The 16,471-nt window shown below is 70.9% G+C and carries 12 protein-coding genes; 5 read left to right on the forward strand and 7 right to left on the reverse strand.

Annotated features, from left to right (window positions below):
* Positions 1-142 precede the first annotated feature (142 nt).
* The 5 genes from EAT51_RS16625 (at position 143) to EAT51_RS16645 (ending at position 6,234) form a co-directional block, all read left to right on the forward strand.
* Entirely contained in the window at positions 143-1,393 is a 1,251-nt protein-coding gene (locus EAT51_RS16625; RefSeq protein ID WP_130516651.1) for an efflux RND transporter periplasmic adaptor subunit, read from the forward strand.
* Positions 1,394-1,564: 171 nt separating this feature from the next.
* Positions 1,565-2,251 carry an ABC transporter ATP-binding protein gene (locus tag EAT51_RS16630; RefSeq protein ID WP_130516649.1) on the forward strand — a complete coding sequence of 229 codons (687 nt, stop codon included), beginning with the start codon at positions 1,565-1,567 and terminating at the stop codon, positions 2,249-2,251.
* Positions 2,252-2,363: 112 nt separating this feature from the next.
* Positions 2,364-3,521 (forward strand): ABC transporter permease, encoded by a 1,158-nt coding sequence (locus EAT51_RS16635; RefSeq protein ID WP_130516647.1) that lies wholly within the window; start codon positions 2,364-2,366, stop codon positions 3,519-3,521.
* Between the two features lie 12 nt (positions 3,522-3,533).
* Positions 3,534-4,847: an ABC transporter permease gene (locus tag EAT51_RS16640; protein WP_130516645.1), complete on the forward strand. Its 1,314-nt coding sequence runs from the start codon at positions 3,534-3,536 to the stop codon at positions 4,845-4,847.
* A gap of 274 nt (positions 4,848-5,121) precedes the next feature.
* Positions 5,122-6,234: an alpha/beta hydrolase gene (locus EAT51_RS16645; RefSeq protein ID WP_130516643.1), complete on the forward strand. Its 1,113-nt coding sequence runs from the start codon at positions 5,122-5,124 to the stop codon at positions 6,232-6,234.
* A 351-nt stretch (positions 6,235-6,585) separates the two neighbouring features.
* Here EAT51_RS16645 and EAT51_RS16650 read toward each other — a convergent pair whose 3' ends face one another.
* The 7 genes from EAT51_RS16650 to EAT51_RS16680 all read right to left on the reverse strand — a co-directional run bounded on the left by EAT51_RS16650 (position 6,586) and on the right by EAT51_RS16680 (position 16,419).
* Complete coding sequence (locus EAT51_RS16650) at positions 6,586-7,209, reverse strand: nucleotidyltransferase family protein (RefSeq protein ID WP_228257975.1); 624 nt, start codon at positions 7,207-7,209, stop codon at positions 6,586-6,588.
* The gene (locus tag EAT51_RS16655; RefSeq protein WP_228257976.1) at positions 7,206-8,249 is read right to left on the reverse strand and encodes an XdhC family protein; all 1,044 of its coding nucleotides are present in this window, start codon (positions 8,247-8,249) and stop codon (positions 7,206-7,208) included. The genes EAT51_RS16650 and EAT51_RS16655 overlap by 4 nt, the downstream gene beginning before the upstream one ends.
* Positions 8,249-9,148: an EamA family transporter RarD gene (rarD, locus tag EAT51_RS16660; RefSeq protein ID WP_130524485.1), complete on the reverse strand. Its 900-nt coding sequence runs from the start codon at positions 9,146-9,148 to the stop codon at positions 8,249-8,251. The genes EAT51_RS16655 and rarD overlap by 1 nt, the downstream gene beginning before the upstream one ends.
* The gene (gene yedA / locus EAT51_RS16665) at positions 9,145-10,050 is read right to left on the reverse strand and encodes a drug/metabolite exporter YedA (protein WP_130561852.1); all 906 of its coding nucleotides are present in this window, start codon (positions 10,048-10,050) and stop codon (positions 9,145-9,147) included. Before yedA ends, rarD begins: the two co-directional genes overlap by 4 nt.
* A 371-nt stretch (positions 10,051-10,421) precedes the next feature.
* Positions 10,422-12,629, reverse strand: coding sequence for a carboxy terminal-processing peptidase (locus tag EAT51_RS16670; protein ID WP_130524487.1), 2,208 nt, complete (start codon positions 12,627-12,629; stop codon positions 10,422-10,424).
* Positions 12,630-12,864: 235 nt separating this feature from the next.
* Positions 12,865-13,875 carry a lipoyl synthase gene (gene lipA, locus EAT51_RS16675; RefSeq protein WP_130516636.1) on the reverse strand — a complete coding sequence of 337 codons (1,011 nt, stop codon included), beginning with the start codon at positions 13,873-13,875 and terminating at the stop codon, positions 12,865-12,867.
* Positions 13,876-14,220: 345 nt separating this feature from the next.
* Positions 14,221-16,419: an AsmA family protein gene (locus tag EAT51_RS16680; protein ID WP_130516634.1), complete on the reverse strand. Its 2,199-nt coding sequence runs from the start codon at positions 16,417-16,419 to the stop codon at positions 14,221-14,223.
* Positions 16,420-16,471 lie beyond the last annotated feature (52 nt).

Below are 16,471 nucleotides of genomic sequence, written 5' to 3' on the forward strand. Positions count from 1 at the left end.
GGATGACAGCTGTCACTGGCCGCAGGGCCCGCGCGCCGCGCATGCTGCGCCCCGACCGCAGGCAGGTTGTGACTTCCGGCAACTTGGTACGAATCACCCGGTCTGGTCACACTTGCGCCTCAACGACGTCATCGATGGATCCATGAACGCCTCAGCCGAACTGCTCAAGGAGCTGCGCATCGATCGCAGCAAGACACCGCCGCCGGCGCCCTCGCGCAAGGGCGTGTGGATCGCGGTGGTTGTCGTGCTGGTGTTGCTGGTGCTGGCGGCGGCCGCGTGGTTCGCGCTCGGCCGGGCCAAGCCGGTGCAGGTGCGCACGGCCACGGTCGCGGCGATGACCGGCGGCGCCGACGCGCCGGCCTCGGTGCTGGACGCCACCGGCTATGTGGTCGCGCGGCGCACGGCCACCGTCTCGGCGCAGATCACCGGGCGGGTCGAGGAGGTGATGATCGAGGAAGGCCAGCGCGTGGAGGCCGGCCAGATCCTGGCGCGCCTGGACCCGATCAACGCCGATGCCGAACAGCGCCTGGCGCAGTCCCAGCTCTCCTCCTCGCAGAGCCAGGTGCAGAACGTGCAGGCGCAGCTGACCCGTTCGGAGGCCGAGGCCCGGCGCCTGGATGCGCTGGTGAACCAGCAGCTGGTCTCGCGCTCGCAGTACGACCAGCAGGTCGCCGAGCGCGATGCGCTGCGCGCCCAGTTGGAGACCGCGCGCCGCAACGTGCAGGTCGCCCGCGACCAGCTGAAGATCTCCAGCATCGGCAAGGACTACACCGTGGTGCGCGCGCCCTTCGCCGGGGTGATCACCGCCAAGGCGGCCCAGCCCGGCGAGATCGTCTCGCCGCTGTCGGCCGGCGGCGGCTTCACCCGCACCGGCATCGGCACCATCGTGGACATGGATTCGCTGGAGGTCGAGGTGGACGTGGGCGAGGCCTACATCGGCCGCGTGCAGCCCAAGATGCCGGTGGTGGCCACGCTCAACGCCTATCCGGACTGGAAGATCCCGGCCGAGGTGATCGCCGTGATCCCCACCGCCGACCGCGGCAAGGCCACGGTCAAGGTGCGCATCGCGCTGAAGGTCAAGGACCCGCGCATCGTGCCGGAGATGGGCGTCAACGTGAGCTTCCTGGAGGCCGCGCCCAAGGCCGACGCACCGGCGCCGCAGGGCGTGCGCGTGCCGGCCGCGGCGGTGGTGGAGCGCGATGGCGTACCGGTGGCCTTCGTCGTCGAGGGCGACAAGGTCCAGCGCCGCACGCTCAAGCCCGGCCAGACGCTGGCCAGCGAGCGCCAGATCCTCGATGGCCTGCGCGCCGGCGAGCAGGTGGTGCTCGATCCGCCGGCCACGCTCAAGGACGGCGACAGCGTCGCGGTCGGCGATGGCGCACCGGCGTCCTGAGGTCTTCGAGTTTCAGGCGGCGGGCGATGTCGAACCCCGCCGCGCACGACCGTCGTTGCAATCGAGCAAGACCGGCGCAGCAGGCGCCGGACCGCACGCGAAAGGCGCCACGCGCCTTGCGCCTGTTTCCTTCTGCCCGGGCCTTGGCCCGCATCCACACGAGGCATCGCCATGACGTCCCTGGTTTCGATCCGCAACCTCACCAAGACCTACCAGCGCGGCCCGGAAAAGGTGCACGTGCTGCATGGCCTGGACCTGGACATCACCGCCGGCGACTTCGTCGCGCTGATGGGGCCGTCCGGCTCGGGCAAGACGACCCTGCTCAATCTGATCGGCGGACTGGATTCGCCGACCTCGGGCGAGATCCAGATCGAAGGCGAGCACATCGAGCGGCTCAGCGGCGGCCAGCTGGCCAACTGGCGCAGCCGGCACGTGGGCTTCGTGTTCCAGTTCTACAACCTGATGCCGATGCTCACCGCGCAGAAGAACGTCGAGCTGCCGCTGCTGCTGACCGACCTGTCGGCCGCCGACCGCAAGCGCCGCGCGCAGATCGCCCTGACCCTGGTGGGCCTGGCCGAGCGCCGCGACCATCGCCCCAACGAGCTCTCCGGCGGCCAGCAGCAGCGCGTGGCCATCGCCCGGGCCATCGTCTCCGACCCGACCTTCCTGATCTGCGACGAACCCACCGGCGATCTGGACCGCGCCTCGGCCGAGGAAGTGCTGACCCTGCTGCAGCTGCTCAATCGCGACCACGGCAAGACCATCATCATGGTCACCCACGATCCCAAGGCCGCCGAGTACGCCACCCATACGGTGCACCTGGACAAGGGCGAGCTGGTCGATGCGGTCGAGCATTGAGCGATGAACTCCGGCGCGGGCCGTGCGCGAATGCAATCGCGCGCCGAGGCCCGCGCCGCACGACGCCTCCACGCGCTTCTCCCTTAGCCCTCCTCGCCTCACGAGGTCCGTCATGAAATATCTCTCCCTGGTCTGGGCGCAGCTGTTCCGCAGCAAGACGCGCACCTTCCTGACCCTGCTCAGCGTGGTCGCCGCGTTCCTGCTGTACGGGATGCTCGACTCGGTGCGCGTGGCGTTCAATTCCGGCGGCTCGGTCGACGGCGCCAACCGCCTGATCGTCGCCTCGCGCCTGTCCATCACCCAGACCCTGCCGCTCAACCTGGAGCAGAAAATCAAGCAGGTCCAGGGGGTCAAGGACGTGACCTATGCGATGTGGTTCGGCGGTATCTACCGCGACCCGAAGGACTTCTTTCCCAACTTCTCGGTCGCGCCCAACTACTTCGACCTCTACCCCAACCTGCAGCTGCCGCCCGCGCAGCTCAAGGCCTTCCAGACCACGCGCACCGGCGCGGTGGTGGGCGAGACGCTGGCCAGCAAGTTCGGCTGGAAGCTCGGCGACACCATCCCGCTGCAGGCCACCATCTTCCCGCGCGGCGGCAGCAACGACTGGCCGCTGCAGCTGGTGGGCATCTTCCGCGCCAAGGACCGCAGCACGGCGGCCAACGAGGAGAACCAGCTGGTGATGAACTGGAAGTACTTCGATGAGTCCAACGACTACATCAAGAGCCAGGTCAGCTGGTACACGGTCACGCTCAACAACCCGGACGACGCTTCGCGCGTGGCCCAGGCCATCGATGCGCTGTCGATGAACTCTGACCACGAGACCAAGTCGCAGACCGAATCGTCCTGGCAGCAGGCCTTCGTCAAGCAGTTCGCCGACATCGGCCTGATCGTCACCTCGATCATGGGCGCGGTGTTCTTCACCCTGCTGCTGCTGACCGGCAACACCATGGCCCAGGCCGTGCGCGAGCGCGTGCCGGAGCTGGCCACGCTCAAGACGCTGGGCTTCCAGGACCGCACGATGCTGTGGCTGGTGCTGGTCGAATCGCTGCTGCTGATCGGCCTGGGCGGGGCGATCGGCCTGGGGCTGGCGGCGGGCATCCTGCCCGCGCTGGCGGCCAAGGCCGGCGGCATGCTGCCGGCGCGCGTGCCCGGCCAGACCTGGGCCGTCGGCGCGGGCCTGGTGGTGGTGATCGGGCTGGTGGTGGGCGTGCTGCCGGCGCTACGCGCCAGCCGCCTGAAGATCGTCGATGCACTGGCCGGCCGCTGAAGGAGCGCACGCATGAAACGCAAGCAAGGGTTGTGGAATGCGCTAACCATCGGCGCACTGGTGGTGGGCATCGGCGTCTGGGTGGCGCTGCCGTGGTTTCTCGTGTTGGCGCTCGCGGCGCTGCTGGGGCTGTGGCTGGGACTGACCCGCACCGGCCGCCTGGCGCTGCAGGCCACGCGCATCGGCGTGGCCAGCCTGCCCCAGCGCTGGGGCGCGGCCTCGGTGATCGTGGTCGGCATCGCCGGCGTGGTCGCGGTGCTGGTGGCGATGCTGGCGATGGGCAACGGCTTCCAGGCCCAGCTCAACGGCACCGGCGATGAGACCAGCGCCATCGTGCTGCGCGGCGGCTCGCAGGCCGAGGCCAACTCGGTCATCACCCGCGACCAACTGCCGCTGATCGGCCGCCTGCCCGGCATCGCGCGCGATGCCAACGGCCGGCCGCTGGTCTCGGCCGAGCTGTCGCAGGTGGTCGCGCTGCCGTCCAAGTCCGATGGTTCGGACACCAATGTGCAGGTGCGCGGCGTGGGCGAGGAAGCCTGGGCCGTGCACGAGCGCATGCGGATCATCCAGGGCCGGCGCTTCAAGCCGGGCATGCGCGAGCTGGTGGTCGGCCAGGGCGCGCTGCATCAGTTCGGTGGACTCTCGGTCGGCCAGCCGCTGAAGCTGGGCAACCAGCAGTGGCAGGTGGTCGGCGTGTTCGCCTCCGGCGATGCGCACGACTCGGAGCTGTGGGCCGATGCGGAAACCCTGGCCAGCGCCTACAGCCGCCGCGCCTACCAGTCGGTGACCGTCAGGACCGAGGGCAAGGCCGGCTTCGAGCAGTTCAGGGCCGCCATGGCCGGCGATCCGCGCCTGAAGCTGGACGTGGAGACCACGCGCGCCTACTACGCCAAGCAGGGCGGCGGCCTCAACAAGCTGCTGACCATCCTGGGCACGGTGATCGGCGCGATCATGGCGGTGGGCGCAGTGTTCGGCGCGCTCAATACGATGTATGCGGCGGTGGCCGCCCGCGCCCGCGAGATCGCCACCATGCGCGCGATCGGCTTCCGTGGCCTGCCGGTGGTGACCGCGGTGATGCTGGAAACCATGCTGCTGGCGCTGCTGGGCGGGCTGCTGGGCGGCGCGCTGGCGTGGCTGCTGTTCAACAACTACAGCGTGTCCACGCTGGGGCAGAACTTCAGCCAGGTGGTGTTCCAGTTCAAGGTCTCCGCGCCACTGCTGTGGAGCGGGCTGAAGTGGGCGCTGGCGATCGGGCTGGTGGGCGGGCTGTTCCCGGCCCTGCGCGCGGCGCGCCTGCCGATCACCCAGGCGCTGCGCGAGGTCTGAGGGCTGCTTCCGTCGTGAGCGCCTGGAGGCGGTGAGGTCACCGCCGGCGCGGCGGAAGGGGTGGCGTGGCGTCGCCGGCGGTCCGGCCATCGACGCCTGCAGTCGATCGGACTGGGCGGTCACCGCGCATCGTCGTCGCGGTGACCGCCTAACCGCACGCAAGCCGCCTGTCTGAACCCACGACAGCTGTCATGCGAATGTCACGCCGGTGCGATAGCGCGCCGGCCGGCGGCGGCGCTAGGCTGCGCCGCCGTTCGCTGTCTTCCCCACGCCGATGTCCCGCCTGCTTGTGCTGGTGCTCGCCTGCTGCGTCTGGCTGGTCGCCTGCATCCCGCCCAACTCGACCTCGCTCAGCACCCGCATCGTCGCGCCCGGTGGCGTCTCGCCGTTGCTGGATGCCCCACGCATCGAGGGGCTGATGGCGCGCCTGCCCACCCGCAGCGGCAAGCTGCCGGGGCAAGGCGGCGTGCCGATCTACTGGCGCGCGCTGGACCCGGGCGACTACCGGCTGGACTACCGCTACACCGGCAACCCGGACGGCAGCGCGCTGCAGCAGGTGGCCTTCAATGTGGACTTCGTGCGGCCGCAGGCGCCGGCCGCCCCGCGCGGCACGGTGGTGCTGCTGCATGGCTGGATGATGGACGGCGACTCGCTGATGCCCTGGGCGCTGCAGCTGGCCCAGGCCGGCTACCGCACCATCACCCTGGACCTGCGCAACCACGGCCGCTCCGGCAGCGGCCCGGCCGGCTACGGCACGCGCGAAGGACAGGACGTGGCGCGCGTGGTCGCGCAACTGCGCCAGCGCGGCGAGATCGCCGGACCGCTGTACCTGTTCGGCGTGTCCTATGGCGCGGCCACGGCGATCTTCGCCGCGCACGACCTGGGCACCCAGGTGGCCGGCGTGGTGGCGATGGAATCCTTCGCCAACGCCGGCCGCGGCATCCGCGACATGGTCCCGCACATGCTGGCCGCGCGGCCGGACACGTGGAAGTCCGCCGCGACCACGCTGATCGCGCAGGCGACCTACGGCCGGCAGAACCTCGACGCGGTGATCGCCGCGGCCGACGCGCAGCTGGGGCTCAACCTGGACGATGTCGACGTCGCCGGCGCCCTGCGCGCCACGCCGGCCTGCGTGCTGATCGTCCACGGCGCCAACGACCACCACATCCCGGTCGCGCACGGCCGCATGCTCGCCGCCGCCGCGCCGCGCGATCGCTATCTGGAAGTCCCGGGCGAAACGCATCTGAGCCTGCCGATGCGCCTGGACCGGCTGGCGCCGACGGTGGACGCCTGGTTCGCCGCCACCGCCACCCCCGCCTCGCGCTGCCCCGTGCCCGAGGCGCTGACCCCGCCGCTGCCGACCGATGCACTGACGGCGCAGCGCTGAAGGCGACAAGCCGAAGGCCGCCGCGGGGGCGATGAGGCCTTCCCATCACGCCGCATCACTGTCTGCCCAGTAAGGCCAGTTGCGAAGCGAAAGCCCTGCATCGCCGGAGCCGCCCTTGTGGCCTTTTCGGCCCACGGCGGCGATGGGCTCTACCGGCAAAGCACTTCGCCGCCGCGGGCCAAAAAGCCATAAGGACGGCTCCCACCTGTAGAGCGGAGCTTGCTCCGCTGCTCTTCGTTCAGTTCGTGGGAAAGGCCCCAGCGGAGTCCCCAAAAGGGGATTGCCACAAGCTCCGCTCTACAGGCAGGCCGCTGCGAGATTTGAGGAGACGGTTGCTCCCACAAGAAGCGGTTATTCGCTCGTGGACGGCAGCGGATCGATCAGGCCGCGGGCGGTCGCCGTGACCAGGTCCGCCGGCGTGTCCAGGTCCAACTCCAGCTCCGGCGCCGCAAGCCGGCCGACCGTCTCGGGCGTCAGCGCGTTGAGCAGCTCGCGCAGGCCGGCATCGCCCTGCGGCTGGGCCTGCGCCAGGCGCGCCAGCGGGACCACGGCGGGGATGCCGATGCGCGCGCCGTGCACCGTGCCGGCGCATCCCGAATCGGACCGCGCGGCGGCCTCAAGCAGCGCCTGGAGATGCGCGGCCTCCAGCGCCGGCTGATCGCAGGCCAGCAGCAGCACGCGCGTGGCGCCGCGCGCGTCGGTCGCCAGCGCATCGCGCGCGGCGCGCACGCTGGCGGCCAGGCCTTCGCGCCACTGGCGGTTCATCACGGTCTCCACATCGGCGGCGCGCACCGCGGCGCTGACCTGGGTGGCGCGCGCGCCGACCACCACCAGCAGGCGCAGGGGCGCGGTGGCCCGCGCCAGGCGCACGGCGCGGCAGACCAGCGGTTCGCCCGCGCGCGGCAGCAGCTGCTTGGCGCGGCCCAGGCGCCGGCTCCCGCCGGCGGCCAGCACCACGGCGATGTGGTCGCTCACGCCGTGCGGCCGTGGTGCCAGGCCTGCAGCTGCGCGGCGATGCTCAGCGCGATGGCCTGCGCGCCGCGCCCGCCCAGGTCCAGCCCCACCGGCGAACGCAGCCGCGGGGCCAGCGCCTGGCGCGCCACCGGCGGCAGCAGGCGGAACAGGTCCTGCTGCCGCCGCACCGGCCCCAGCAGGCCGACGAAGGGGATATCGGTCGCGGCCAGCGCTTCGAGCGCTTCGCGATCCAGTTCGAAGTTGTGGTGCATGACCAGCGCCGCATCGGCCGCGGCCGAAGCCGGCAGCGTCAGCGCCTCGGCAGGCGCCAGAGGCTGCAGCGCATCGGCGCCGACGGCCTGCGCGTCGGCCGGCCGCCAGCGCGGGCGGCGTTCGACCAGGGTCGTGGTCCAGCCAATCTCGCGCAGCAGCGGCAGCAGCAGCGGCGTCTCCGGGCCGGCGCCCAGCACCAGCACCTGCGGCGGCGCCTGGAACAGCAGCACGATGCCGGCGGCCAGCCCGATGGGCGCAGGCGCGCAGGGCAGCGTCCAGCGCTGCGCGCCCAGCGTGAGGGTCAGCTGATCGGGCTTGTGCGTCTGCAACCGCAGCGTCTGGTCCTGACCGCCGCGCCAGGCGGCGATCGCGGTCTCCAGCCCCGGCAGCAGCGCCAGCGGCAGCAGCGCCAGCTGCAGGCGACCGCGGCAGCCGATCGCCGAGCCGGACAGCAGGTCCTCGTCTTCGCGGGTGTCGAGTTCCAGCCAGTCGGCCGCGCCGTGCTCGATCGCCGCCAGCGCGCGCACCTGGATCTCAGGCTCAAGGCAGCCGCCGCTGAGCCAGCCGACCTGCCCGCCGTGGGTATCGAACAGCGCCATCGCGCCGGCGCGCACATAGGTCGAGCCGTCAGTGTCCACCACCAGCGCCAGCGCCGCGTGCGCGGGGTCGGCGCCGGCGGCGGCGTCCAGCACCGCGCGCTGGACGTCGGCGATCTTCGGCGGGGCGGTCACGTCGTCCTTCATGGCGACCATGGTCGCGCCTGCGGGCTGACGGGGTCGTGAGGCCATCAGCCGCGCCGGCGTCCGCGCCACAGGCTGTCGCCGACGAACACGCCCAGCGCCGCCCAGATCAGGGCGAAGCCCAAGGCCCGCTCCAGCCCGAACGGCTCGCCGAACACCAGCACGCCCAGCAGCAGCTGCAGCGTCGGCGCGATGTACTGCAGCAGCCCGACCAGCGACAGCGGGATACGCCGCACGCCGTAGGCGAAGCCCAGCAGCGGCAGCGCGGTGACCGCCCCGGCCAGCACCAGCAGCACGTCGGTGCCCAGGCTCCAGCCGTGCACGAAGGCGCCGCCGTGCCCGGCCTCGCCCCAGGCCACCAGCGCCAGCGCCGGCACGAACAGGTACACGCTCTCCATGCCCAGTCCCGACACCGCATCGACCTGCACCAGCTTGCGCAGCAGGCCATAGGCGCCGAAGCTCAGGGCCAGGCCCAGCGCGATCCAGGGCGCGCGCCCGGCCTGCCAGGTCAGCCAGGCCACGCCGCCGGCCGCGACCGCCACCGCGATCCACTGCAGCCGCGTCAGCCGCTCACGCAGCACCAGTACGCCCAGCAGCACGTTGACCAGCGGGTTGATGAAATAGCCCAGGCTGGCCTCGACCACATGGCCGTTGTTGACCGACCAGATGTACAGCCCCCAGTTGCAGCTGATCAGCACCGAGGTCAGCGCCAGGGTGGCGCGTGCGCGCGGCTGGGCGGCGATGCGCCGCAGCCAGGCGCCGCGCTCGCGCAGGCACAGCCAGCCGACCACCAGCACCGCGCTCCAGACCACGCGGTGGGCGATGATCTGCAGCGACGGCACATGCTGCAGCAGCCGCCAGTACAGCGGGAACAGGCCCCACACCACGAACGCCCCGACCGTGGCCGCGACGCCGCGCCGGTCCAGCATCGGCGCCGCCGCACTCATTTGCGCCGCACCTTGGCCAGCGTGATCACCACCACACCGACCAGGATCACCGCCATCGCGCCCAGGTCGTGCGCGGGGAAGCGCTCATGCGCCAGCCACGCGCCCAGCGCCACGGCGATGATCGGATTGACGTAGGCATAGCTGCCGGCCAGCGCCGGGCGCACGTGATGCAGCAGCCAGACGTAGGCGGTGAAGGCGATGACCGAGCCGAACAGCGCCAGGTAGACCACCGCCAGCACGCCCTCCAGCGGCGGCACGGCGTGCAGGCGTTCGCCGCGCAGCCAGCCGGCCAGCATGATCAGCGTGCCGCCGCACAGCATCTGCCCGGCGGCGGCCATGAAGGGCGACGGCAGGTCGCGCCCGCGCGACCACACCGAGCCGAAGGCCCAGGCCATCGGCGCCAGCAGCAGGCACACCAGCCCCTGCGGACTGGCGGTGAGCGTGCCGCCCGCGTTGAGCCACACCACCCCGGCGAAGCCCAGCATCAGGCCGAGCCACTCGATGCGCGTGGCGCGCTGGCCGCGCAGCAGGCCGAACAGCCCCATCCACACCGGCACCGAGGCCACCGCCACCGCCGCCAGGCCGGAGGACACGGTGGTCTCGGCCAGCACGACCAGCGCATTGCCCATGCCCAGCAGCAGCGCGCCCATGACGACCAGGTTCTTCCACTGCGCGCGCGTCGGCGCGGCCACCCCGCGCAGGCGCAGCACGCCGAACAGCAGCGCGCCGGCGACCACGAAACGCAGGCCCGAGGTCACCAGCAGCGGCGGCATGCCGTGCTCCAAGGCGATGCGGATCCCCAGATAGGTCGACCCCCAGACCACGTAGACCAGCAGCAGCGCGGCCGGCACGGCCAGGCCGCCGGTGCGCGGAGACGTGGCGGCGTGCATCGGGGAAGACATGGGGGTTCACCACAGCGCGGGGCCGCACAGTCTAGGGCCTGCCCCGCGCCTGGCTACACCCGCACCGATGGAATCCGACGTTGCGGGTGCTCGCCCGGGCGCCAAACGACGCGGGCGCCCGAAGGCGCCCGCATCCCATCATCATCCGGCGGCCACCAACCCAAAGCCTCCGGAAATCTCCTACCGCCGTTACCGCAAACGCGGGAATGCCGGCTCCCACCTGTAGAGCGGAGCTTGTGGCAATCCCCTCTTGGGGACTCCGCTGGGGCCTCCCCCACGAACCGAACGAAGAGCAGCGGAGCAAGCTCCGCTCTACAGGCACGCCGCCGCGAGATTTGAGCAGACAGCTGCTCCCGCCCGTGGCGACGCCCTTAATCCGCCCAGCTGCCCGACTTGGTCGACACCGGCAACACCTGCGCCGAGAGCTGCTTGTCCTGGCCCAGCACGCCGATCGCATCGCCCAGGATCGCGGCCGATTCGTGCAGCAGCGGATCGGGGCGCTTGTCGGCCAGCTTCTCGCGCGCGGCATCCTTGACGATGTCGCGCTCGCTCGCGCCCAGGCCGTCGTCGGCCAGATCGCCGGCCAGCGGGTCCAGCGGCATGCCCAGCTTCTTGCGTTCTTCCTGGCGCGACTTGCGCTGGGCTTCCTGGCGATCGCGTTCGGCCAGGCGCTCGGCCTCGTTGAGCGTCACGTACTTCTTGGCCTTCTCCGCGCGGAACTGGGCCACGTCCTCGGACCACCACTGGTATTCCAGGTCGTTCTTGACGCGTGCGTCGTGCAGGGCCTCCAGCTTCGGCAGCAGCGGGGCGAAGTTGCCGTACTGGGTGTGGCTGACCGGCGCGATCTTGGTCCACGGCAGCGCGTTGTCGTAGGTGTCCTCGCCGTACTCGGTCGCATCGATGCTAGCCGGGAAGGCGATGTCCGGCACCACGCCCTTGTGCTGGGTGCTGCCACCGGCCACGCGGAAGAACTGGGCGATGGTCAGCTTCAGCTGGCCGAAGCGCTTGCCGCCCTCGTTGGCCGGCCAGCGGTCCAGGTCGACCAGGTTCTGCACGGTGCCCTTGCCGAAGCTGGTCTCACCGATCACCAGGCCACGACCGTAGTCCTGGATGGCGCCAGCGAAGATCTCCGAGGCCGAGGCCGAGCCGCGGTTGATCAGCACCGCCAGCGGCCCGTCCCAGGACACGCCCGGGGTGGTGTCGCCGCTGACCGACACGCGGCCGCCGGATTCGCGCACCTGCACCACCGGACCCTGGTCGATGAACAGCCCGGTCAGATCGACCGCTTCGTCCAGCGAACCGCCGCCGTTGTTGCGCAGGTCCATCACCACCCCGTCGATGTGCTGGCCCTTGAAGCCGTCCAGCAGCTTGCGCACGTCGCGCGTGGCCGAGGTGTAGTTGTTCGGATCGCGGCGACGGCCTTCGAAGTCCTGATAGAACGCCGGCAGCTTGATCACGCCGATGCGTCGCTCAGGCGTGGCGCCCGAGGCCGGCAGCGTCACGATCTCGCTCTTGGCGGCCTGCTCGGCCAGCTGCACCTTGTCGCGCACGATGGTCACCGTGCTGTGCGGGCCGTCCATGCCCGCCTCCGGCGCGATGAACTCCAGGCGCACGCGGGTGCCCTTCTTGCCGCGGATCAGATCGACCACATCGTCGGTGCGCCAGCCGATCACGTCGGTGAAGGCGCCATCGCTACCCTGGGCCACGCCGACGATGCGCGCACCGGGCTGCAGCTTCTTGGACAGGTCGGCCGGGCCGCCCGGGACGATCTCGCGGATCACCACCGTGTCGTCCTGGCGCTGCAGCACCGCGCCGATGCCTTCCAGCGACAGCGACATCTGCTGGTTGAACTGCTCGGCCGTCTTGGGCGTGAAGTAGTCGGTATGCGGGTCCACCGCCGAGGTATAGGCGTTGAGGAAGGTCTGGAACACGTCCTCGCTGTCCAGCTCGTCCACGCTGCGCTGGATGTTGGCATAGCGCTTGTCCAGCGTCTGGGCGATGGCGTCGGGCTTCTTGCCGGCCATCTTCAGCCGCAGCCAGTCGTTCATCACCGACTTGCGCCAGATCGCGTCGAGCTCGGCGCTGTCCTTGGCCCACGGCGCCTTCTCGCGGTCGTACTCCCAGCGCTCGTGGGTGGTGAAATCGAAGTCCGGCTTCTTCAGCAGGCTGCGCGCATAGGCCACCCGCTCGCCGACGCGCTGACGGTAGACCTGGAAGATGTCGTAGGCCGGCGAGAGCTGGCCGCTCTTGATCGCATCGTCCAGCCGCGTAGACAGCGGCATGAAGCCCTCGATGTCCTTGGCGGTGAAGAACTGCTTGCCGCCGTCCAGCGCATCCAGGTAGCGCTTGTAGACGTCCTGGGACAGCGCATCGTCCAGCGCGCGCGGGCGGTAGGCGTAGCGGCTGTCGGACAGCAGGCCGTAGACCAGCTTGGAGGTGGTGGACTGGTCGGCGGTCGGCCCCATCGGCACCACGCTGGTGCTGGCCGGCTTGCTGGGTGTCACGTCAGGCCGCGCCAGCAGCGCCACCGGGGCGGTCAGGGCCAGGGCCAGCAGGGTCAGGGTGAGCTTGGCTTTCATTCGATGGACTCGCGGCCGCGGGGCCGGTGGAAGCGTGTGGGGAAAGATGCGTGGAACGTTGACAACGCCACAGTGCCGAAAGTTGCGCGGGCTGTCACGCACGATGCGAGCCTAGGGGGGAGGCGGTTCCGCAATGTGAACGCGCCCGCACAAGGCGTCCATACGACACCGCCGCCAGGCTTAAAGGCCAGGCGGCGGGACAGGGTGCTGCGCGGGTTGGGGCCGGAGGCGCGGATCAGGCGGCCACGCCCGCGCCGGCGGCCTGCTGGTCGGCGTGATACGACGAGCGCACCATCGGACCCGAAGCGACGTGGCTGAAGCCCAGCTCGTAGCCGTAGACCTCCAGGGCCTTGTAGTCCTCCGGCGTCCAGTAACGCAGCACCGGGTGGTGGTGCGGGGTGGGCTGCAGGTACTGGCCGATCGTGATCATGTCCACCTCGTGCGCGCGCAGGTCGCGCATGGTGGCCTGAATCTGCTCGAAGGTCTCGCCCAGGCCGAGCATGATGCCGGACTTGGTCGGGATCTCCGGGTGCTGGGCCTTGAACTGCTTGAGCAGGGTCAGCGACCACTGGTAGTCCGCGCCCGGACGGACGTTGCGGTACAGGTCCGGCACGGTCTCGATGTTGTGGTTGAACACGTCCGGCGGATTGGTCGCCAGGATCTCCAGCGCGCGCTCCATGCGGCCCTTGCCGCGGAAGTCGGGCGTCAGGATCTCGATGCGGGTGCCCGGCGACTTCTCGCGGATCGCGCCGATGCAGTCGACGAAATGCTGGGCACCGCCGTCGCGCAGGTCGTCGCGGTCCACGCTGGTGACCACGACGTACTTCAGGCCCATGTCGGCCACGGTGTTGCCCAGGCTGGCCGGCTCGTTGGCATCGGGCGGCTTGGGCCGGCCGTGGGCCACGTCGCAGAACGAGCAGCGGCGGGTGCAGACCTCGCCCAGGATCATGAAGGTCGCCGTGCCGTGGCCGAAGCACTCATGGATGTTCGGGCAGCTGGCCTCCTCGCAGACGGTGACCAGGCGGTTCTCGCGCAGCTTGGCCTTGAGGTTGGCCACGGCGTTGCCCGAGGGGATGCGCACACGGATCCAGGAGGGCTTGCGCAGCACCGGCGCGTCGGCGAACTGCACCGGCGAGCGGCCGATCTTGTCGCCGCCCAGCTGCTTGGCGCCGGTCTCCAGCGAGGCGGCGGCGGTGGGCGCAGTGACGACCTGCAACGGGATCTGGCGGGGAGCGGGCGTGTCCATGGCGTCATTCTATCGCCTGGGCCTCGCCCCCGCCGCCGCGGGCGTCCCGCCCCACGGAACGCAGCAATGCGATGTGGGAGCCGGGAGGTGGTGGGAGGTGGGAGCCGCCATGGCGGCGATGAGGCTCCACCGACGATGCCTATCGCCGCCGTTGCCCCCCAACGCAGCCGCAACGCCCACACGGCCGGCCGTCGACCCAAAAAACAGGCAATAAAAAGCCCGAAACAGCTTGCGCCAGTTCCGGGCCTGCTCCCTCCCCCACGTCGGGATGCGGGTCAATCCTGCGCCCCCCGCGAGGACATTGCACGCTGCAGTGCAAAACGAACGCCTGCTGCGAGCTGAACCTCAATCCAGATAGCCCGGCTGGGCCTCGTACCAGCGCTTGGCGCCCAGCACATGGAAGGTATGGGCGCCGTTGCGCAGCTCCACCGCCGCGCCCAGCACGCCCCAGCGCGCGTAGAGATCACCCTGCGCCTTGTCGCGGCCCTGCAGACGGAAACGCCCGACCAGGTCGAAGCGGTCGTTGCGCGCGTCGATATCGTCCAGCACCAGGTCGTGCTGGCGCCAGCGCACGCGCGTGGACGCCCGCACCGTGCCGGCATCGACCAGCTTGACCATCCAGCCCGGGTAATCGCGATCCTGCGAGAACAGGTCCAGCAGGAAGCCCACATCCTTCATCTGCGTGGACACCGTGCCTTGCACCGCCAGGCGCTCTTCGGCCACGTCCATCTGCGCGCGCGGCAGCGACACGTTGGCCCACCAGCCGCTGCGGCTCAGCCCGGCATGGGCGAAGCTGATGTTCTTCAGCGCGACCGTGCTGCCATCCACGGCGAAGCGCTGGCGCTGCAGGTCGGCGCGCTTGAGCCGCAGGTCTACGTCCACATCGCCGCGCATCGCCAGCCCCGCCGCCCGCACCTGGGCCGCGCGCGCGGCGATGCGCGCCTGGCCGTTGCCCGCCTGGCCGGCCGCATCCAGCGCCAGCTGACCGGTCAGCGTGCCCGAGCCGCCGTCGAAGCGCAGATGGTCATTGGGCAGGAAGCGGTTGTACGCCCGCAGGTCCGGCACCTGGGCATTGGTGAAGGTCGCCTGCGCCTTGAGCGACTCGCGCGCCTTGGCCAGGTCGGCGTCGCTGTCGGTATGGAGCTTGAGGTCCTTGCCGCGGATGTAGGGCCGCTTGAGCTGGTCGATCGCGGCGACGCTGTAGTCGGTCAGCGCCACGTCCACGCGCGAGCGCGGCCGCCCGCCCTCGCCGGCTTCCAGCCGCGCCTTGGCGCTGCCGGTGCCGGTCACGCGCTGGGCCACCACGTCGGCCTGCGCCTGCACGTGCGGGATCTCCAGGTGGCTGCCCACGGCCAGCACGCCGTGGTCCAGCGTGACATCGCCCTGCACCCGCCCGGCGCCGTCCAGCGACAGCCAGGGCACGTTGACGAACAGCGAGGTGACCCACTTGAGTGAACTGAACTGCCATTGCCCGGCCAGCCGCCCGGACGTGCGCGGCAGCAGCGTGCGCGGCTGCTCGAACGGGATCCGCGTGCCATCGGCGCGCAGGTCCGCGTCGAGCGCCAGCACGCCCTCGGTCTGCGGCGGCATGTTGGCCTTCAGATGCAGATCGCGGTCGACCGAGAGCTGGGCGGTCAGCGTGCTGCGATGCACCTGCCCGTGCACATCGGTGATCACCACCGGCATGCGCCAGGACAGCACGCCGCCCGGGGCCAGTTCGGCCTGTACCAGCTTCAGCGCCCCCTGCACGCGGCCCTGGCCGGGCTGCAGGGTGAGTTCGAGCTTGCCCGCGTCGCTCTGCCGGGCCGCCAGCGCCGGGGTGCCGCCGGCCACGTCGAGCGCGATGCGCATGCGCCGCAGCTTCTGGATGCCCTTGGCCTGGGCGCGCGTGGTCGGCGTCATCGCGAACTCGCTGCCCAGCGTGGCGTCCTCCAGCAGCGCGACCTGGCCATAGCCCAGGCGCAGATGTTCGAAGTGCGCGGTGGAGGGCAGCAGCTCGGCCGGGCCGCCGCGCAGGCGCTTGGTGAAGCCCACCTTGGCCTTGCCCTGCCCCTCCAGCGTCAAGGGCCCGAGCGTGCCGCCGCGCACGCTGTCGCTGGTGATGGCCGGGAAGTTGAGCAGCCAGCCCCCCGGGCGCACCGGCGGCGGCGGGATCTCCTGCGCCACGCTGGCGATCTGCCCGGTCACCTCGGTGGCGCGCACGCGCGGCACATAGACTTCCTTGTGCACCAGGTTGAGCAGCGAGATGTGCCCGGCCACGCGATCGGCCTGCATGGTCCACACCACGCGCCCGACATGGCCGCGCAGCGACACCTTCCACAACACGATCTCGCCCGGCCACCAGGTCAGCGCCGGGCCCCAGTGCATGGCGAACTTCTCCGGCTTGCGGTTGACGCTCCACGGCCCCAGCGGCGTGTTGAGGTAGAGATTGCCGGCGACCAGATAGGCCGCGTAGCAGCCCAGCAGCAGCCAGGCCAGGCGCCGCATCCAGCGGCGCAGGGGGGATGGACGGCGCTGGGCCGTCGCGGCGTCGGAAGCGTTCATCGGGCCAAGCATGCCCGACGCGTGTGTTCAGGACGTATGCGCGGCCGGCGGC

The organism is Pseudoxanthomonas winnipegensis (assembly GCF_004283755.1).
GTDB lineage: Bacteria > Pseudomonadota > Gammaproteobacteria > Xanthomonadales > Xanthomonadaceae > Pseudoxanthomonas_A > Pseudoxanthomonas_A winnipegensis.